This window comes from Peribacillus phoenicis (assembly GCF_047238085.1).
GTDB lineage: Bacteria > Bacillota > Bacilli > Bacillales > DSM-1321 > Peribacillus.
The window spans coordinates 2,301,856-2,321,469 of record NZ_JBDFMF010000001.1 but is presented as its reverse complement, the minus strand read 5'-3'; the positions used below and the strand labels follow the sequence as shown (position 1 = coordinate 2,321,469).

Here is a 19,614-nt window from a genome sequence, read left to right as displayed (position 1 = left end):
AAATGGCTATATTGGAAGCACGAGAAATTACAAAAGTTTATAAAACTAAGTACAGAACGTACCCTGTCTTAAAGAATATAAGTTTAGATATTGAAGAAGGCGATTTTGTAGCAATTATGGGTCCTTCGGGAAGTGGAAAGTCTACCTTATTAAATGTGCTTTCTTCCCTTGATATCCCCTCAGATGGGGATATCAAGGTCGGGGGAACTACTCTTACAGGTATGAAAGAAGAACAATTAGGTATTTACCGACGTGAGCATATTGGTTTCATCTTTCAAAATTACAACTTGTTAGATCATTTGACTATTGAAGAAAATATTTTATTACCTGCTGCTTTAAAAAAAGGAGATAAGAAAGGTGTACAGAATAAACTTCAAACATTTGCTAAAGAATTGGAAGTGACAAAATTTTTAACTAAATATCCTTATGAAGTCTCTGGGGGGCAGCAGCAAAGAGCTGCTATCATTCGTGCTCTTATTAACAATCCTGCTTTATTATTTGCTGATGAACCTACAGGGAATTTAGATTCTAAATCTGCTCAAAATGTTCTACATACTTTAAAAATGTTAAATGATAAGTACAAAACAACTATTTTAATGGTAACTCATGATTCGGTGGCTGCTAGCTTTTGTAACAGGGTCATTTTTTTAAAGGATGGCCAAATTGTCCATGAGATGAAGCGTTCTAAATTAGAAGATACGTCTAAGTTCAATCAAAGAATCTTATCTTTTATCGCTAAGGAAGTGGAGGATAATGATGTCAATGTGGAAATATATAACTAAGAATATAACCCGTAATCTTTCTCATTATACAGTATACATACTTAGTAGCATTCTTTCTGTAGCATTTTTTTATATGTACGCAGCCTTTCTTTTATATCCAAAGATTTCAGGAACAGAACAGTTATTAATTGTATGTGAAATTATTATTTTGCTATTTTCTTGTTTCTTTATTACATATTCATATGAGCATTTCCTTAGAGAAAGAAAAAAAGAAATGGGTATTTGGAAAACATTTGGAGCCTCTAGAAGGCAATTGTTTAACGTGATCGTTTTAGAGAACGCCGTAGTTGGTACGTTTTCTATTTTAGTGGGTATTTTATTGGGAATGCTGTTATCAAAGGTTTTCTTTAATTTTATGAGTGATATTCTATTTTTGAATCAATCGTTCATTTATACTTTTTCTCCCGTGGCTGTTTTTGTTACGGTTATTTTATTTGGAATAGTATTTTTACTTGTTTCGTGTCGAAGTTACTTAAAGATTAAACGAATTGCAGTTCTAGAGTTATTTCAAGAAGAAAGAAAACCTAAACCTTCAGCTCAATTCTCTAGGGTTAAATTCATTTTATCTATCTGTTTTCTTTTAGCCTCTTATATATTTATCTCTTACGCATCTTTACCTATACTATTATTTACTTTTTTACCCTTATTAGCCTTAGTGCTAGTAGGCACACACCTATTCTGTTCAAATGGTTTAGTAGGTGTAATATCTTACTTAAATAATAAAGAAAAACGGCAGTTAAATGGGATAAAGATGTTAACTCTTATAAGTTTAAGAAAAAAATTATATTATAATTCAAAAATTATCTTTATCGTATCTATTCTATTATCTGCAATTATGATATCAATAGGTTCTATTCAGTTATATATAGAAAAGAACAATCAAAGAATGCAAAGCACTCACCCTCAAGGAGCATTATTTGTTGCATCAAAGGGGAAGGAAAACAAAATAGAAGATAGTATAAATGAATTGAAGAGACAAGGAATAAAGGATTTACAAACGAAGAAATGGGAAGGACTAAAAATTTCTTCAAAGAGTGGGAAAAAGGAATTTTTAATAATACAGAATGACCCATCTTTTATAAAAAATGAAGATGCATTAAAAAATAACAATTATATTTTTAATAATAAAAAAAAGAATGATATTACTAATGGAATCGTAAAATTAAAATCTGAAAAAAGGGAGAGAGATCTAAAAGTTAAAGATATGAACGGTAAAAGAGTTCTTAATCCCATAGATGGAATTGAGGGTATTATCTCTGTACCGAAAAATACTTTTAGTGAAATATATAGAACAACGATTTCTGAAAAGAAATTGTCACTTTATAAACTAGATTTTAAAGAGGATGCAAAAAGTTATAACCTTTTTAAGAAATTATCAGATACAGCCTTGTTAAAATCAGATAATCTTCATAATGTTCGACTTCTCGATTATGAAAATACAGTGCAATTATCTTCAATACTGAGACTTACAGGACTGTTTATATGCTTAGTTTTGTTTCTTGCTTTAGCTAGTCTGCTTTGGTTTAAACTGTATGAAGATATGAATGATGATAAAAAAGTATTTCACTCATTACGAAAAGTTGGTCTTACAGATAAAGAAGTTAAAAGGACTTTGTACATTCAAATTTCAGTCATATTCTTTGTTCCTTTATCTTTAGGGGGATTAAATTTATTTATAGCTACTAATGCCTTGCAAAATATATTGGAAGGAATTACAGTTTATTCTATAATAGTAATATTTTTAATATTCGGAGTGTCTCAATTTATTATCTATCTTATTTCTAGTTATTTTTATTCTAAAAAGGTGCTATGAAAAGAAGGTATTTTTGTCTAGGAGAGTACTAACTAATTTATCTCTCCTAGATAATTCAAATATTAGGGGGACGGGGAGGTATATACTTATGCAAGAAAGTATTCTTGTGGTCGATGATGAGCTGGAGATTGTAGATATAATCTCTGATATCTTTGAAGATCGAGGTTATAGAGTTCTTAAAGCTTATAATGGAGAACAAGCATTAGATCAGTTAAAGGCGAAGGTAGATTTAATAATATTAGATGTTATGATGCCTCAGATGGATGGCTTTGATCTCTGTAAAGTCATTAGGGAACAAATTCATTGTCCTATTCTGTTTCTAAGCGCGAAGCACTCAGAGATGGATAAAGTAAAGGGATTAACTTTAGGGGGAGATGATTATATAACAAAGCCTTTCCAAGTGAAAGAACTTATTGCCCGCGTCGAGGCGCACTTAAGACGTGAACAGAGGGATCGAGTTAGCACTCAAAATCAACGCCTTTTAGGCAATTTAACTATTAATTATTCACAACATGACGTTTTATTGGATGGTAAGAAGATAGACTTAACAAGTAAAGAGTTTAAGATATTAGAACTCTTAACCGTAAACTTAGGACAGATATTTTCTAAAGAACAGATTTATGAGAAAATTTGGGGTATTGATGCAATGGGTGACTTAAATACTATCATAGTTCATATTAACAATTTAAGAGCTAAACTAACTTCAGGGATGTCAACTTATCACATTAAAACAGTGTGGGGAGTAGGATATAAATTGGAAAAACGCTGATGATTAAAAGGCTATCTTTAAAAAATCAGTTTATCTTAACCTTTGCTTCAGTAATTTTTTTAAGCCTCATAAGTACAATTGGTACCTTAGTTTTAGTATATTATTTTCTCTCCGTTTATAATGAAAAGTCAGTCCAACCTGCTAATTATTACGAGAAAAAAGTTCCTAGTATAGAAAAGTTTGTCGAGTTAAAAGGGGAAAAGATCGTAGAAGTAGCTTTTCAGAAAAATCTAGAAAAAGTTATTCCTATGGAAGGAATTACATATCAGGTTATAAATCTTCAAGGAAATAAAATATATGGTACATTAGATGATCAATTAATAGAAAATAACAAAAGTATATATGAAAAAGTTAATAGATCTGATCAAAAAGGAAAGGTCATAACAAAATATCTTCCTATCCTCGACAAAAATCAAATGGTAGGCGTTCTAGCTGTACGATATGTGTTAGCATCATCTATTGATTATTATATAAAATACATATTTCTTATAATATTATTGATTCCTTTTTTATTTTTAACACTTTACTCATACATATTTGCGAGACGTTTAGGAAAAGAATTAAATAAGCCGATCAAAGAATTGAGTGCTGCTTCTCAGAAAATTAAAAATCAAGATTTGGATTTTGAGATTAAATATGAGAGTGAAAATGAAATAGGTGTATTAATTGACTCTTTTAACAGTATGAAAGAAGAGTTGAAAACGTCACTTTATCTTCAATGGAAATTAGAGCAAGAGCGTCGAGATATGGTTGCCTCGATTGCCCATGATTTAAGAACACCTCTAACAATTATATTATCCCATGTAGAGGTCTTAATGGATCCATCATTAAATGGACAGAAACGTTTGCCACAATATTTGCAAACAATAAAAAATAATACCCAAAGAGTATTGCATTTGACAGAGGAAATGAAAAGAGTGTCTGAGGTAGATAATCCAGATTTTACGCTTGAGATTGAAAGTGTTATTCCTATAGAAATGTTACCAGAAATGCTAGAGGAATTTAAAAAATGGGCAGATGATGAAGAAATAAAGTTCACTTACAGCTTGAATAGAAAGTCTGGAGAGGGAAATTCCGAATTTGCATTAGATCCAAAACGATTGCATCAAATTCTTACTAATTTAATTTCTAATAGTATTCGTTTTACCCCAATGAATGGAAGTATTGATATTCAGGTTCAAATAGAGAAAGATATGATGTCTTTTTCTATTTCCGATACAGGAAAAGGTTTTGACGCCAAAGATTTGCCTTTCTTATTTAGTAAATTCTATCAAGGAGATCCTTCAAGGAACGACCAACTTCACCATGGATTGGGATTATATATTGTAAAAGAGTTGGTTATAAAACATGGTGGTGAAATTCAGGCTAGAAATAATAAACCTCAGGGAGCATGTATTGAATTCACCATATCTTCCATTAAATAAACAAAAAATGAACTATGATTATCATAGTTCATTTTTTGTTTATTTAACTGCGTTGTACACTGTAACTACACCAGGCAATTCCCCTGGAGCCTCAATCCCTCCCCCATTAAATGTTTTTCCTTCTTCTGCGTATTTTTTCTTAAGAAAATTATTTAGCACTGATTTATTAGAAACATCTATTGAATCGTTTCCTGCAGAAGCAACTACAGAAAATACAAATGAAGAAAAAAATAGCATTTTTAATTGTCTACTATGAGTGTACTCAAAATTTACATTACACACTTGTGTTATTGTAGCATTGTGTTATTAATTCATTTAATGACTCTAGTGTGGATTTTTGCTTGTTCAACTAACGGGGCAGGTTAGCTCCATAATAAACAAGTAATTTATCTATTAATCATATATGGTAATATACAAAATAAACCAATAAAAAAATCAGGGGGATGAGTATGTTCTTACATAAGATTGATGAGGAGTTATCATTGAAACTATTAGAATTAAAGGATGCAGAAAGAGTTTTTGAAATAACAAATCAATCCAGAGAATATCTACGAGTATGGCTTCCTTGGCTGGATAATACAACAAAACTTGAAGATACAAAAGGGTTCATTAATATTTGTTTAAAAGGTTTTGCTGAAAACAAGAGTGTCAATACACTTATTATGTATAAGGGACAAATTGTTGGTATAGCAGGTTATAACCAAATAAATTGGTCAAATAAAACTGCATATATTGGTTATTGGCTCGGAGAAGAATATCAAGGAAATGGAATTATGACAAGAGTAGCTAAGGCATTGACTGATTATGCATTTAAAGAATTGAAACTAGATAAAGTTGAAATTAGGGTTGCTGTGGAGAATAAGAATAGTAGAGGAATTCCTGAAAGATTAGGTTTTGTTAATGAAGGTTGTATCAGACAAGCAGAATGGTTGTATGACCATTATGTTGACCATATTGTTTACGGTATGTTAGTTAAGGATTGGAATAAGTAATAATATCTTAATGAACTAACGGGTGCTTTAGCTGAAGATCGGAGCTGTCCTTTAGGGCAGCTCTCTCTTTATGCAACTAACAGGGCAGGATAGTTCAAGAGTGCATATTGATTTTTTCAACAATTGGGCCATTTAATGTAGCAAGAATCTCAAACGCAATTGGATATTTATGTTAGAGTATAGAGAAGATTGTGAAGAAATGTACGTAAGCTAACTGACAGTTTAATAAAACATGAGGTGGCAAGTTTTGAATAAAAAAATTAAAAAGAGATTGTTATACTTATTACTTGGATTGGTTTTATTGACTTGTTTTTTCTATTTTCAAAACAATTCTATTGTGACAACTCCATATAATTTTAGTTCGGATAAGGTTCCACAAAATTTTAATGGGTATAAAATTGTTCAATTGTCTGACCTACACAGTAAGTCTTTTGAAAATAACCACAGCGAATTAGTGAAAAAAGTGAAAAAAGTAAAGCCAGATTTAATTGTATTTACGGGAGATTTAATAGACTCAGACAGATACAATGAGAAAACCAGTCTGACGTTGATGGGAAAATTGGTTCAAATCGCTCCAGTTTATTATGTAACTGGAAATCACGAATGGTGGTCTGGGAAATTCAATTCATTAGAGGATAAATTAAAAGATACAGGAGTACATGTAATGCGAAACACAGTAGAAGAAATAACCATTGGAAAAGATAAAATTCAAATTATTGGAATTGATGATCCAGCAAAAGTTAATGAGTCCTATGTAGAACGAGCTATAGCTGAAGAAGATATTAAGAATGCAATCAAAGGACTAGAAGAAGGAGTGAATTTTAAAATTCTATTATCCCATAGGCCTGAATTATTTTCACTTTATACACAATATGAATTTGATGTTGTTTTCTCAGGTCACGCTCACGGCGGACAGGTTAGAATTCCTTTTGTTGGAGGTTTAGTTGCTCCAAATCAAGGGTTGTTCCCAGAATACTCTTCAGGAATGCACGATGTAGATAAGACAACGATGATTGTTAATAGAGGACTTGGAAATAGTATTATTCCTTTAAGGGTTTTTAATCGTCCAGAAATAGTTGTTGTTGCATTGAAAAGTGTAAAGAACCAATAGTAATTTGATAAGTAGAAAAGATTAAGTCTTATTCAAGTAAAGGGCGCGATTCTTTAATAAGAATCGCTTTTCTTAATGAACTAACGGGTGCGTTAGCTGAAGATCGGAGCTGTCTTTAAGGCAACTTTTTATTATGGAACTATCGGGGCAGGATAGTTGAATAAGAAACAAGAATTATTTATGTAATAATTCTTAAAAGGAGAGATGTACAAGTGAATTTAAGACTTGAATTATTTGTTGAAAGTATAGAAAAATCAGTGGAATTTTATAGAGATATACTAGAATTTAATGCACCAAATGAGATTATACATACTTACGTTCCAGTTAAAAAAGGAAGTGTTACATTAGGGTTGGGAGAAATGAAAAATTTACCTGAAAGCCATCCTCTTAAAGTTTCTAATAGTAGTCAACAAACAGGATTAGGGGTTGAAATAGTATTAGAAGTTGAAGATATAAACGATATTTATAACAAAGTAGTTGAAAAAGGGTACTCTATACAGACTAAGTTAACAAAAAGATCGTGGGGATTAGAGGATTTTAGATTAATTGACCCAGATGGATATTATATACGAATTACATCAATAGCAACTATTGAATCCTAACTACCATCTTTTCTTAATGAACTAACAGGTGCGTTAGCTGAAGATCGGAGCTGTCTTTAAGGCAGCTTTTCTTATGGAACTAAGGGGGCAGGATAGTTGAAGAGTACTGTTTGATCTTTATTCAACAATTGGGCCATTTTGTTTGAAATTTAGGAGTGAAGAAATGAATAATTTTTTTACAGCATTAACTTATGTAAATAAAATGATTTATGAGTCGAATCACTTAACTGTAAAGTCAGTTCAAGAAGAGAAGCAAAATTCTAAGTATGGTGCTGGTACATTTCAATTATCTTCTAAAACAGTTCGATTCAGAGTTGCGAATATAACCCCTACCAAAGTAGGGCAGTTTGTTGCATTTTGGGAAAAAGACGAAAATAATAAAAATCAACCCTACTTATATGAGGAAGCCCCTGATTTATTAGTTATAACTACCTTTAAAAATGAAAATGAGTTTGGTCAATTTATTTTTCCAAAAGAAATTCTTTTAAAACAGAACATTCTTAGGTCTACTTCAACAAAGGGCAAAATGGCAATAAGAGTTTATCCTAGCTGGGATAGTCCGAGTAGTAATCAAGCGATGAAAACTCAAAAATGGCAGTTACCCTATTTTGTTGACATGTGTAATCCGAATAAATTACCCTTAGAAAAAATATTAGAACTCTATTCTTTTTAATCCTCTGCAATCGGGCGCGATTCTTGAAGAATTTTCGCTTTTCTTAATGAACTAACGGGTGCGTTAGCTGAAGATCGGAGCTGTCTTTAATGCAGCTCTTTTCTTATGGCACTAACGGGGCAGGATAGTGGAAGTTGGAAGAGGACATTCCAATAAATAAATAGAATAAATTTGATATAGAGAACTCTAATAACGGTGGTGGTGGTCAAAATTGAAAAAAATATTCCAAATAAAATACATATTATTGGTTCAGTTGGTAGTGGAAAAACAACCTTAGCAAGAGAGTTATCCTCTAAGTTAAATATCCCACTTTATGAATTGGATAATGTTATTTGGAAAAGGTATGAATCTGGAGATATTAGAAGAACTGAAGAAGAAAGAGAAGAACATTTTAATACTATTATTCATTCTGAAACATGGATCGTAGAGGGGGTTCATAATGAAGAATGGGTGTCTGATAGTTTTCGTAATGCGGAATTAATTATTTTCTTAGATACAAATTATTCAGTGAGAATCTATCGAATAATAAAAAGATTTATCTTACAAAAGATTGGATTAGAAAGGTCAAACTATAAACCCACATTAAATATATTTTTTAAAATGTTTAAGTGGAATAGATACTTTGAAGAAGTAGGGAAACCAAATTTCTATAATAAATTTGGGATTTACGATAATAAGATATTAGTTGTGACAAATAAGAAAGAAATTAAAAATTACTTCAACTAACATGTGCTTTAGCTGAAGATTTGAGCTGTCTTAAGGCAGCTTTTTCTTTATGCAACTAACGGGGCAGTTTAGTTCAACAGTACACCTATAAATTCATCTTCTCTTACTGTATAATAATACTAGTATATACATATTTACACAAACGAAGGGAGTGGGGTTAATAAATATGATTTGTGAGTCTGAAAAATTGGATGATTATTTACTTGAATTAAATGAAGTTAATTATTCTAATCCTATAATTGGAGCAAAAGTGGATGAACTTTTCAAACCTTCTCAAACAGAAATTGAAAAAGCAAAAGTAGCTTTTGAATTTGTTCGTGATGAAATATCTCATTCTTGGGATATTCAAGGGAAACGTGTTACTTGTAATGCATCAGATGTATTAGCCTATAAAGAGGGAATTTGCTATGCAAAATCAAATCTATTAGCTTCTTTATTACGATCACAAGGAATACCAACCGGTTTCTGCTATCAAAGGTTGATGTTGTTTGATACACCAGAAAAAGGGTATTGTATTCACGCTTTAAACGCTGTTTTTTTAAAATCACTTAATAAATGGATAAGATTAGATGCTCGTGGAAATAAAAAGGGAATTGATGCCCAATTTTCAATTGATGAAGAAAAATTAGCTTTTCCTATTCATGAAGAATTTGATGAAAAGGACTATTCAGTTATTTATGTAAAGCCACATCCCAAAACGATAGCTGTGTTAGAAGAACATACTGATACATTAGAAATGTATAAACATCATTTACCAGAGAGTTTATAGTTATTTCACTAACGGGTGCGTTAGATTAAGGATCACAAAAATAATCAATCTTTTTTATAAAATAATCAAGAAGATTAAAAATATATTGTTTATAATGTACTCGATTTTGTATCTCAAAACAGTTTAGAGATTGAATTGGTGCGGTTTTGAGTGGATTAATAACTCTATGTACTCAAATTCATGTCCCCAATGTACTTATCTTTGTGTCTCCGTACAAAAGGGGAATATGAAACTGTGAACATTTCGTATAATTTTTATTCTAGTTTACATAATATATATTATAGGAAGTCATATTTTTAATGTTAATTTCGTCTCATATCTTAAGAATACTTAACTTAGTGAGACGAAATGCAAATTTTTATATTTAATCATGGCTATTATTTATCTATAATCTTTTTATCTAATTACAGTTACATTTATTTAGTAATAATGTTTGATCAATTAGTTAAAGTTAAACATTGGCACAAAGATTTTATTGGATTTAAGATTTATTTCAATACTTACTTTGTGTGATTAAAAAATAATATTGGATAATACATATTAATGATTATTAATATGTATTATCCTTTAATATGTTGCTTTAAAATCCACTTTCTACAAAAAAACCAGTCATTCCTTTATTCTCATTCTTAATCACTTAACTAATATAAGTTCCAGCAATGTATGATTCCGAATAATACCAGGCTCTAATCAATTTGTAACGAATTGGCAAAACTAAATGTCCCCCACTCTGTCCACCATTTTAATCGAGAGATAAACACTAACTACTCCTAATAAACATAGCACTATGTTCACAATATTAGTATTAAGATTGACATTCAGTAGAAAAGAGAAATCTTGAAATTGCATTAGAAATATTGCACAAAGAACTGTCGGTATCGTTTCTCTTTTCCAAATACCAAAGAAAAAGAGTGGTATTAAACTAATAAGCGTAACCATTAAAGAATGAACAATCATCTTACTAAAATATGTGGTAATATCTTCAGCAGTCGGTTGCCCGTTAATGATATGAAATGCCTGATCAAGTAAATAAGTTGTCATGCCAGACAACAAAATTAGTCATTCACTCTAAGAATCTCTAATTGCTTTGTTGAAGTAATTAAATCTATTTTATTATTTCCCTTCGTGTAAAAAACGGAAGCTCCTTCACTTTTCCCCCTTTTCCATCCATTCGCTTTAAGGGCTAAGTCATATCCATATGGTATGCCATTTTCTTCAGAAGCCCTTGACCATTCATATCTATTCCCTTGTTCATTTATCTGAACCAATTCAGCATTTCTAGGTACAGGGAATTCGTATAAATCTTCTGTAGTTGTGTATGAAGAAGAAATGAAGTAATAAATGATTGCCCCGCCTATTATTAATAATGCAGCTATGGTAAGTGCCCCACTAATCCTTTTCTTCATTTGCTTATCCTTTCCTAAAGACCTATTTAAAAAAGCGTTATCTAATAATTCTGTAGTAATATGAATTAATCCTGCTTAACTGACTTGATTTATCAATTTTGTTATTATGATATATAAATTAAATGGCAAAATGAGAAAAATCACGGGTTAACACTTCTGAAAAATTATATAAATATAATTATCTTGATTGGCAATTCAAAAGTTTTTATCATGAAAGTTCCGCTTAACTTATAGCATGAATAACCTATAATAAGTGTTTAAAGCTTAATGATGTTCAACCTTTGACCACTTTCATAAGTGCAACAACATGCTGAGAATCAGTAGGTAGCAGCTAAGAGTTTTAAGGTAAACCTTTTAAACGAATTTGTTTAGAAACACTGCCTACCTTCAGCAATCAGTTCTTGGGTATCATGAGTGCAATTCATTTATAAGTAAATCGTAAAAGTCGATTTTTACATTCTATATAAAAGTATTTAATAAGTTTCTAAAAATCATTGAGAAATACCAGTAAAGATCTAAGGTAGTCTGATTAAGCGGAATAATAATATTATGTAAACACTGATCACGAAATGTTGATTACCTATTTCTTTGTTTTTTTTACATGTGAATATCTTTATTAAGAAGTTGCTGAAAGTTGGTTAGCAAGTAATTGATGAATTATGTACCTTTTTTTCTTTCTTGAATTGGCTTTTCGCGTTGCGAATAAATCAGCCTTCCTTCAACTTTCTGTTATAAATAACGATAATGCACTTTTGAACTTGACCACCTATGGAACCTTATGTCTAATAGATAAAAAAAGGAACACGAAATCACAATTGATCTCATGTTCCTGTTAGGTTATTTATGTTCGAACGGATTCGATGCGGCTTTGGATGAATTCGAACGAGGTTTTTGCTTCTTGGACGATTTGTTTTATTAGTTCATTGACGGTCAATATTTCTTTTATCAGTCCTACGGATTGACCGCATGACCAGATGCCTCCGTCTAAATTTCCTTCAAAGTATACTTTCTTGCTTCTTTGTCCCGTAATTAGCGGAATCAATTCCTCTAAAGTGGCACCTTCATTTTCAAGTTTGTCCACTTCTTTACTGACGGCATTTAATGCTACACGCGACGGACTGCCTATATTCCGTTGGATGACAACGGTATCCGTTTCATTGGCCGATACCATCCACTGCTTCACGTTATCATGAATCGGCGCTTCTTGCGTTGCCATAAAGCGAGTCCCCATGACGATACCTTCAGCACCGAGTGACAAGGCACTGATAAGTCCTCTGCCATCCGAAAATCCCCCGCCTGCTATTACTGGTATAGTAACAGAGTCAACAGCTCTAGGGAGCATGACAAGCGTTCCTACATCACCCATGCCGGGATGGCCGCCTGTTTCATTCCCTACAATAATAATGGCATCGACCCCTAATTTCTCTGCCGATATTGCGTTTTTGACGTTCGCTACCTTATGTATCACGGTAAAGCCGTGCTCTTTAAGTCTGGGCATTAAACTTTCTGGGCTTCGGCCACTCATTTCAACAATTTTTACATCTTCGTCAATTAAAATATCGATGAACTCATCATTCGGGGTTGCCGTTTGACTTGGGAACAGGTTCAGGTTGACAGCAAAGGGTTTCTTGGTCAAAGATTTCACTTTGCGAATTTCATCACGGAGACCTTCTGGTGTCACCTGTGTTTTCGAAGTGATGATGCCAAGTCCCCCCGCTTCTGAAACAGCGGCTGCGAGCGGGGCTCGGCCAACTTGAAACATCCCGCCGCATATAATCGGATATTCAATCCCCAATAATTCAGTAATTCTCGTTTTCATTTGCCATACCCCTTTCATTTTTCAAGAATTTCTATAAGTCTGCTTTTCTTAAACATAATTACACACGCATGTCTATATACCATACTTATGGAGCCGCTTGTAAAATGTACTTCTTGGTATATCCATCAGCTTTGCTGCAGCAGTGACATTTCCTCTTGATTTTTGTAATGCCTCTATCATTAGATCCCGTTGAATTTTTTCACGGATCGTCAGTTCATTTCCCTTGATGCCCTTTTTTCCCGGTTCCTCCCATGCAGGGAAATCATCATGCCGTGTGAAGGGTTGAGAATGTATGGAATTCAACACTTTAACATAATCCAGAGGTCCTTCTGCAAGTGAGATGGTCAATCGCTGAAGTACATTCTGCAGCTCTCTAATATTGCCTGGCCAATTGTACTCCTTTAAACGATTCAATAATTCTTCTGTTAATGGAATATTCCAATTATTCTTCGAACACAAGTAGTTGACTAGATAAGGAATGTCTTCAATCCTTTCCCTTAATGGAGTTACATGAATCGGGTAAACGTTCAACCGATAGTATAAATCCTTACGAAAGGACCCTTCATTGACAAGCTCTTCAAGATTACGGTGTGTTGCAGTGATAATGCGAATATCCAATGAAATGCTTTTTGTCCCTCCGATCGGAACGATTTTTCTTTCCTGAAGAACTCGCAGTAAGGCAACCTGCATCGCTGACGGGATTTCACCGATTTCATCGAGAAAAATGGTACCTCCATTTGCCTGCTCGAACTTCCCTTTGTGCCCTTGCCGTTTAGCCCCAGTAAAAGCGCCATCAACATACCCGAATAATTCACTTTCCATTAAATCTTTAGGTATGGCTCCACAATTTATCGTGACGAACGGTCCTTTTTTGCGCATGCCATTTTCATGAATAGCCTTGGCAATAAGCTCTTTCCCGACCCCTGTTTCACCGGATATATACACATTTGCTTCTGTTGGTGCAACGAGCTTCACTTTATGTAATGTGTTACTAAAGGACTCGCTAATCCCTCTTTCTCCTTTGAAGGCAAACCTTTCTGAAGGCATTGAAGCAGGAAAAAGCCTATTGGTTTCATGACCATAATTCTCTGATAAGAATAAACACTTACCGGAAATCCTATTATCCTCTTTGGATAGAAGCGGATTTTCCTTTATTATTCGATAACCATGATTTAACAGATCGGCCAATGCCATACCAATGGATTGAGGAATTTTTTTGCGAACCTGTTTACTGGCGGAGATTATCATTTCTTTATGATTACAGACGATAAAAGGCAGATCTGGATAGGTCTCTGCAAGTTCTATCGAGTGCTGGGTCAGTGCCAGCTCCTTTTTATAGGAACGCACCCCCATTTCCTGTTCGATCGTATACGCCAGATTGGCTACCATACCCAGCATGGATGGATGGAAATATTCTACTGGACATGATATATCCAAAACTCCCAATATCTTACCGTCTTCATTTAAAATGGGCATCGCAGAGCAACTCCATTTGTGTGAGGCAATTGAATAGTGCTCGGTACCTTGGATCATTACGGCTTCACCCGTTTTCAACGCTGTTCCAATTGCGTTCGTTCCGACCTCACCCTCCGTCCAGCATACACCTTCCACAAAATTTATTTTGCCTGCCTCATCGAGGATTTTCTCGTTTCCGGAAAGTGAAAGGACATATCCATCCGGATCGACCAATAAGGCCATCATTCCCGATTCTTTTATCGATTGATTCATCCTGGATAATTGGGGTGATGCCACTTCTAATAGAAAGGAGTTTCTTTCTCTTTGAATGTCCAATAATTCATTCGTCAAAATGTGGTTGCCTTTATTAAGGTATGGATTGACTTGACCTTTTTTGCAGCGATGCCAGGATTCCATTATTCGCTTGTTCAGACGATTTGAATCGAGAACACCTTCACTGACAAAGCGTTCCCATGTACGTAGATAACAACTAGTGGATAGCATATAATCCTCCTCTAATCATTTGGTTTATACCTTCATTTGACCAGTCAATCTAGAGGAAAAATACCAAGGAGTATTAATTAGGATGTTAATCGAGGTCTTTTTAATTATAGTAGATTATGTATTCGCTTACAATATATAGATTAAGTTTGCAAAAAAAAGCATCATGTGATCATTCACATGATGCTTCTCCATTGAAAAATATAGTTTATGAGAAAATAACTCCTCCATCAATCATGATGGATTGCCCTGTCATATAATCCGAATCCGGTGAAGCGAGGTAAGAGACGAATTTCGCCACATCTTCTGGGGTTTCGGAGCGTCCTAAGGTTATGGAATCTGTAAACTTTTTAAATGTTTCCCCTTTAGCAAGATTCATATATTGACCCATTTTTTCATCGATTAAATCCCACATTTGCGTCCCGACAATTCCTGGACAATATGCATTCACCGTAATGCCAAACTGGGCCAATTCCTGTGCTGCCGCTTGTGTAATTCCTCTTACGGCAAATTTCGTGGCCGAGTATGTACCTAGTAAGCTAAAACCTTTATAACTGGCGATGCTGGCAGCACTTATGATTTTCCCGCCTCCTGGCTTTTTCATTTGTTCAGCCGCGGCTTGCAGACAAAAGAGGACACCATTTACATTTATATTGAAAATCTGTTCCAGATCCTCTTGAGTTACTTCCAACAGAGGCTTTATTTGTGCAATTCCTGCATTTGAAACCATAACATCCAGTTGTCCAAAACGTTCCACAACTTGCTTCACCATCTCGAATACTTCCCGTCTATTGCTTACATCCGCTTTAACGGCAAAGCTTTCACGTCCAAGTTCCCTAATCTCATTCACGACCGATTCAGCCGTATCCAGATTGACGTCATTAATGACCACATTCAATCCATCTTGAGCTAATCTTAATGCAATGGCACGTCCGATACCACGACCTGCACCAGTGACTACCGCCGTCCGTTGACCGCTAGCCATACAAATTCCCCCTTCAGCTTTAGCAATGCACAGCTTGACCTACAACATTTAAAAGAGCTTCATGTATGGATTCCGACAAGGTTGGATGTGCCGCTACTAAATCTTCCATCATATCTGCCGTTATTTCTGCATGCAGCATGACCGTTCCTTGACCAATCAATTCTGTTGCGTGCTGACCAACAATGGAAAAACCTAGAATTTCATTATATTGTGGGTTCACTAGGACTTTGACCTTTCCTACCGGTTTATTGGAAAGGACAGCTTTCCCGTTTGCCGAAAAAGCGAATTCACCAACTATAATCTCTCCATATTTTCTACGCGCTTCTTTTTCGGTCAAGCCTACACTGGCAATCTCCGGGGAGGTATAAATGCAGCGAGGTATTGCCCGGTAATTCACTTGTGCAAATTGACCGCAGGCATTCAGAGCTGCCACTCGCCCTTCATGAAAAGCAACATGGGCAAGTTGTATGCCTCCTATCACATCACCGCAGGCATAAATCGATGGATTGCTTGTTTGCATTCGATCATCCACCGAAATGCCAAGTCGGGAAAAATCAATATCGTTTCCCTCTAAGCCTATTCCGTTCACTCTTGGTTTTCTTCCTATTGATACGAGTACGTAATCAGCAATCATTTCTTCCAATTTGCCTTCGCTATTCTCTAAATATACCGTCTTACTGGTTGTATTGATGTTTTTGACTGATGTGGAGGTATGGACTGTAACGCCTTGGTTTTTCAATTCGTCATGGAGAATGCTTGTGATATCATCATCTTCCCCTGGAAGTAGCTTTTCCCCCATTTCGATAACGGTGACCTTGGTGCCCAGCCTGCTATAAATACTGGCAAATTCACATCCGATGACGCCGCCTCCGACAATTAGCAGTGAATCGGGAATGGCAGGAAGTGACATGGCATGGCCACTGTGGATGATCCATTCACCATCAAACGGCGCAAAAGGTAGTGGAATTGGTTCTGACCCCGTTGAAATGATAATCTTACTTGCTTCAATTACTTCATTTTTATTTCCGTTCTCGATCCGCAGTAGATTGCTTGAAAGGATGGAAGCCCTTCCCTGAATGACCTTTATTTTATTCTTACTCATTAAATATCTAATGCCGTTCACTAGCTTAGATATGACATCTCTCTTTCGTTCCTGTACGGTATCCCAATCGACTTCTATCGAATTGGGGGGAAGGCGAATTCCCATTTGCCCGGCATTTTTCACCAAGTCATACGTATCGGCACTTTTCAATAATGACTTCGTTGGCATGCAGCCTTCATTTAAACAGGTGCCCCCCATTGGCCCATCGACTACCAATATGACCTCCTTATCCTGCTGGGCAGCAGTGATTGCCGCTACATACCCTGCAGGACCTCCGCCTATAATAGCTATACGATTCAAGACCTTTCCCTCCTATTCTATAAAATCACGGTGATCGGCTCTTCTAAATACCGTTTTAGTGTTTGTAAAAAGGCAGCAGCGGGTGCACCGTCGAGTACACGGTGATCAAAAGTTAAACTGAGTGGCAGGATCGTTCTCCTCTCCAGTTCTTCGCCAATATAAAGCGGGGTATCGTAAGCAGATCCAATTCCGAGTATCCCCGTTTCCGGTGTATTGAGAATCGGTGTAAAGTGCTCAACTCCAAATGCCCCGAGGTTACTGATTGTAAAAGTGGACCCTTGCATGTCTTCAATAGGCAATTGAGAGTCACGTGCACATCGAGCCAATTCCTTCCCCTTATTCGATAACTGCCTTAAGGTATAATTTTCGGCATTTCTTATGACGGGAACAACGAGTCCATTCTCCAAGGCCACCGCTAATCCAAGATGGATATGCTCATACAAAATGATGTTATCTTCAATATAAGCACTATTCATTTTAGGATGCTCTTTAAGTGAAATCACGACAGCCTTGGCAATAAAGTCCGTTATAGTCAATTTAGTTGATTCATGTTTTTGCAGTGCTTCAGCAGCCTGTTTTTGCAAAATGACTAGATCAGTGACATCCACTTTCATCGTTATAGTTAATTGGGCACTGCTTTGCAAGCTCTCCTTCATACGTTTAGCGATGATGTTCCTCATGCCCGTAACAGGAATCTGCTGCGGACTATCTAAAGCAGGTTGGGGTGGGGAAACTATGCTTTTTTCTGTATTTACCGGCATGGAATCCCTTTTCTCAATTACTTTCTGTACATCTTCTTTTGTGATTCTCCCGCCTGGCCCCGTACCTTGTATCTTCTCGATGTCAAGATTCGCTGCCTGTGCTATTTTTCGCGCAACCGGGCTGATCATCAATCGATCTCCCATTGGCAAAATGGGTGAGTCTTTTGTTTTCGACTTTTCTTGTACAGCAATTTTCGACTGTGTTTCTTTTGCAACAGGTTCATCGATCTTTATTTTTTCATTCGGATTACCGATATGACAGATAACGGTTCCTGGAGGTACTCCTTGTCCTTCTTGAACAGCTATATTCAGAATCGTACCTTCAGCTGGAGATTCAATTTCCATTTCTATTTTCTCTGAATTGATGCTGGCAATTGCTTCACCTTTTTCGACTGGGTCCCCAACAGCCTTACTCCATAACGAAACAGTGCCTTCTTTCATTGCCATGCCCAGTTTCGGCATTACCACTTCGACAGCCATATCTTATTTCTCCCTTCAGATTGGTTTCTGTGGCTCTTTGGTTTTGTTGCTCCAACTTTTGCAGTTCTATGCGAAAAAGCTGGAGCATGCATCATATTGATTTAATTACACCCCAAGAATGGAAGGTTCCCCCAATAATTCTGAAACGACTTGTATCACTTTTTCCGATGTTGGAAGGTAAATATCTTCTAGCGATGGAGAAAAAGGAACAGGTGTATGTGGTGCCGTAATCCTCTTAATTGGTGCATCGAGCGTGTCAAATCCTTTATCCGCCACCAGTGCGGCAATATCCGTAGCGACGCTGCATCTTGGGTTCGCTTCATCGATCACAATCAAACGATTTGTTTTTGCCACAGAGGAGAGTATCGATTCTTCATCCAGTGGTGACAAGCTCCGCGGGTCGACAATCTCAACTTCAATGCCTTTAGCTGTGAGTTTTTCAGCAGCCTCCATCGCGGTGTGAACTTGTTTACCGATGGCAACGACCGTCAAATCCGAGCCTTTCCTTTTAATTTCAGCTTTGCCGATTGGGATTGTATAGTAGCCTTCCGGAACCTCCCCTACCATGTTGTATAGCGTTTTATCTTCAAAAAAGATGACAGGGTCATTATCTTCAATGGCTGAAAGTAAGAGCCCTTTTGCGTCATAGGGGGATGAGGGAACGACGACCTTCAATCCAGGAATGCTGGTGAACAAAGCATAGAGGCTTTGTGAATGCTGAGCTGCAGCCCTGAACCCTGCACCATGCATCGTACGGATCGTCACGGGAACCTGTGCTTTTCCGCCAAACATATAGCGGAACTTCGCACCTTGATTCAATACTTCATCCAAACAGCTGCCAATGAAATCGTTGAACATTAACTCGGCAATCGGTCGTAAGCCTGTCGAAGCGGCTGCCATGGCCGCTCCCATATATCCTGCTTCCGCAATGGGTGTATCGAGGATTCTATCCCGGCCAAACTCTTGAACCAATCCTTTTGTGACACCTAAAACACCACCCCATGCTTCGTCATCCTGCAAATGATCGACTTCTGCACCGCCGGCTACATCTTCTCCCATAAGGATGACATTTTCGTCTTTTCTCATTGCCATGGCCATTGCTTCATTTATTGCTTGTGACATACTGATTTTTCTACTCATCTCA

General features: G+C 35.8%; 18 protein-coding genes. 10 read left to right on the top strand and 8 right to left on the bottom strand.

What is annotated here, in order from left to right; all coding sequences use genetic code 11:
- Window positions 1-2: 2 nt before the first annotated feature.
- The 4 genes from ABC374_RS11410 (at window position 3) to ABC374_RS11395 (ending at window position 4,788) form a co-directional block, all read left to right on the top strand.
- Window positions 3-782: an ABC transporter ATP-binding protein gene (locus tag ABC374_RS11410; protein WP_061462518.1), complete on the top strand. Its 780-nt coding sequence runs from the start codon at window positions 3-5 to the stop codon at window positions 780-782.
- On the top strand, window positions 754-2,595 hold the full coding sequence (locus tag ABC374_RS11405; RefSeq protein WP_413017791.1) for an FtsX-like permease family protein: 1,842 nt from the start codon (window positions 754-756) through the stop codon (window positions 2,593-2,595). Before ABC374_RS11410 ends, ABC374_RS11405 begins: the two co-directional genes overlap by 29 nt.
- An 88-nt stretch (window positions 2,596-2,683) precedes the next feature.
- On the top strand, window positions 2,684-3,364 hold the full coding sequence (locus ABC374_RS11400) for a response regulator transcription factor (protein ID WP_061462520.1): 681 nt from the start codon (window positions 2,684-2,686) through the stop codon (window positions 3,362-3,364).
- The gene (locus ABC374_RS11395) at window positions 3,364-4,788 is read left to right on the top strand and encodes a HAMP domain-containing sensor histidine kinase (RefSeq protein ID WP_413017789.1); all 1,425 of its coding nucleotides are present in this window, start codon (window positions 3,364-3,366) and stop codon (window positions 4,786-4,788) included. The genes ABC374_RS11400 and ABC374_RS11395 overlap by 1 nt, the downstream gene beginning before the upstream one ends.
- 39 nt (window positions 4,789-4,827) lie before the next feature.
- On the opposite strand, the gene ABC374_RS11390 is transcribed toward ABC374_RS11395, so the two are convergent.
- Window positions 4,828-5,025, bottom strand: a complete 198-nt coding sequence (locus tag ABC374_RS11390; protein ID WP_413017787.1) for a hypothetical protein — start codon at window positions 5,023-5,025, stop codon at window positions 4,828-4,830.
- Between the two features lie 212 nt (window positions 5,026-5,237).
- Here ABC374_RS11390 and ABC374_RS11385 point away from each other — a divergent pair, with 212 nt between their 5' ends.
- From ABC374_RS11385 to ABC374_RS11360, 6 genes are all read left to right on the top strand, one after another.
- Window positions 5,238-5,780 carry a GNAT family N-acetyltransferase gene (locus ABC374_RS11385; RefSeq protein ID WP_413017785.1) on the top strand — a complete coding sequence of 181 codons (543 nt, stop codon included), beginning with the start codon at window positions 5,238-5,240 and terminating at the stop codon, window positions 5,778-5,780.
- A 247-nt stretch (window positions 5,781-6,027) separates the two neighbouring features.
- Window positions 6,028-6,891 carry a metallophosphoesterase gene (locus ABC374_RS11380; RefSeq protein WP_413017783.1) on the top strand — a complete coding sequence of 288 codons (864 nt, stop codon included), beginning with the start codon at window positions 6,028-6,030 and terminating at the stop codon, window positions 6,889-6,891.
- Window positions 6,892-7,103: 212 nt separating this feature from the next.
- Window positions 7,104-7,493 carry a VOC family protein gene (locus ABC374_RS11375; protein WP_413017781.1) on the top strand — a complete coding sequence of 130 codons (390 nt, stop codon included), beginning with the start codon at window positions 7,104-7,106 and terminating at the stop codon, window positions 7,491-7,493.
- A gap of 163 nt (window positions 7,494-7,656) precedes the next feature.
- Window positions 7,657-8,166: a MepB family protein gene (locus ABC374_RS11370; protein ID WP_350302687.1), complete on the top strand. Its 510-nt coding sequence runs from the start codon at window positions 7,657-7,659 to the stop codon at window positions 8,164-8,166.
- A 210-nt stretch (window positions 8,167-8,376) separates the two neighbouring features.
- Entirely contained in the window at window positions 8,377-8,892 is a 516-nt protein-coding gene (locus ABC374_RS11365; protein ID WP_413020325.1) for an AAA family ATPase, read from the top strand.
- A gap of 166 nt (window positions 8,893-9,058) precedes the next feature.
- A complete protein-coding gene (locus ABC374_RS11360; protein WP_350302686.1) occupies window positions 9,059-9,661 on the top strand; it encodes a transglutaminase-like domain-containing protein in 603 nt (200 codons plus the stop codon).
- 1,055 nt (window positions 9,662-10,716) lie between these two features.
- Here the strand turns inward: ABC374_RS11360 and ABC374_RS11355 are convergent.
- From ABC374_RS11355 to ABC374_RS11325, 7 genes are all read right to left on the bottom strand, one after another.
- A complete protein-coding gene (locus ABC374_RS11355) occupies window positions 10,717-11,067 on the bottom strand; it encodes a hypothetical protein (protein WP_413017779.1) in 351 nt (116 codons plus the stop codon).
- Between the two features lie 841 nt (window positions 11,068-11,908).
- Entirely contained in the window at window positions 11,909-12,886 is a 978-nt protein-coding gene (locus ABC374_RS11350; protein WP_413017777.1) for an NAD(P)H-dependent flavin oxidoreductase, read from the bottom strand.
- A 72-nt stretch (window positions 12,887-12,958) separates the two neighbouring features.
- The gene (locus ABC374_RS11345) at window positions 12,959-14,845 is read right to left on the bottom strand and encodes a sigma-54-dependent Fis family transcriptional regulator (protein WP_413017775.1); all 1,887 of its coding nucleotides are present in this window, start codon (window positions 14,843-14,845) and stop codon (window positions 12,959-12,961) included.
- Between the two features lie 205 nt (window positions 14,846-15,050).
- Window positions 15,051-15,827: an acetoin reductase gene (locus ABC374_RS11340; protein ID WP_413017773.1), complete on the bottom strand. Its 777-nt coding sequence runs from the start codon at window positions 15,825-15,827 to the stop codon at window positions 15,051-15,053.
- Between the two features lie 19 nt (window positions 15,828-15,846).
- Complete coding sequence (gene lpdA, locus ABC374_RS11335; RefSeq protein ID WP_413017771.1) at window positions 15,847-17,229, bottom strand: dihydrolipoyl dehydrogenase; 1,383 nt, start codon at window positions 17,227-17,229, stop codon at window positions 15,847-15,849.
- A 17-nt stretch (window positions 17,230-17,246) separates the two neighbouring features.
- Window positions 17,247-18,470, bottom strand: coding sequence for a dihydrolipoamide acetyltransferase family protein (locus tag ABC374_RS11330; RefSeq protein WP_413017769.1), 1,224 nt, complete (start codon window positions 18,468-18,470; stop codon window positions 17,247-17,249).
- Between the two features lie 105 nt (window positions 18,471-18,575).
- Window positions 18,576-19,610 (bottom strand): alpha-ketoacid dehydrogenase subunit beta, encoded by a 1,035-nt coding sequence (locus ABC374_RS11325; protein WP_413017767.1) that lies wholly within the window; start codon window positions 19,608-19,610, stop codon window positions 18,576-18,578.
- Between the last annotated feature and the right edge of the window lie 4 nt (window positions 19,611-19,614).

Coding starts and splice junctions, on each gene's coding strand:
- ABC374_RS11350 (WP_413017777.1), bottom strand. CDS start 12,886: ATGAAAACGAGAATTACTGAATTATTGGGGATTGAATATCCGATTATA.
- ABC374_RS11355 (WP_413017779.1), bottom strand. CDS start 11,067: ATGAAGAAAAGGATTAGTGGGGCACTTACCATAGCTGCATTATTAATA.
- ABC374_RS11360 (WP_350302686.1), top strand. CDS start 9,059: ATGATTTGTGAGTCTGAAAAATTGGATGATTATTTACTTGAATTAAAT.
- ABC374_RS11400 (WP_061462520.1), top strand. CDS start 2,684: ATGCAAGAAAGTATTCTTGTGGTCGATGATGAGCTGGAGATTGTAGAT.
- ABC374_RS11330 (WP_413017769.1), bottom strand. CDS start 18,470: ATGGCTGTCGAAGTGGTAATGCCGAAACTGGGCATGGCAATGAAAGAA.
- ABC374_RS11325 (WP_413017767.1), bottom strand. CDS start 19,610: ATGAGTAGAAAAATCAGTATGTCACAAGCAATAAATGAAGCAATGGCC.
- ABC374_RS11410 (WP_061462518.1), top strand. CDS start 3: ATGGCTATATTGGAAGCACGAGAAATTACAAAAGTTTATAAAACTAAG.
- ABC374_RS11370 (WP_350302687.1), top strand. CDS start 7,657: ATGAATAATTTTTTTACAGCATTAACTTATGTAAATAAAATGATTTAT.
- ABC374_RS11345 (WP_413017775.1), bottom strand. CDS start 14,845: ATGCTATCCACTAGTTGTTATCTACGTACATGGGAACGCTTTGTCAGT.
- ABC374_RS11340 (WP_413017773.1), bottom strand. CDS start 15,827: ATGGCTAGCGGTCAACGGACGGCGGTAGTCACTGGTGCAGGTCGTGGT.
- ABC374_RS11405 (WP_413017791.1), top strand. CDS start 754: ATGATGTCAATGTGGAAATATATAACTAAGAATATAACCCGTAATCTT.
- ABC374_RS11385 (WP_413017785.1), top strand. CDS start 5,238: ATGTTCTTACATAAGATTGATGAGGAGTTATCATTGAAACTATTAGAA.
- ABC374_RS11395 (WP_413017789.1), top strand. CDS start 3,364: ATGATTAAAAGGCTATCTTTAAAAAATCAGTTTATCTTAACCTTTGCT.
- ABC374_RS11390 (WP_413017787.1), bottom strand. CDS start 5,025: ATGCTATTTTTTTCTTCATTTGTATTTTCTGTAGTTGCTTCTGCAGGA.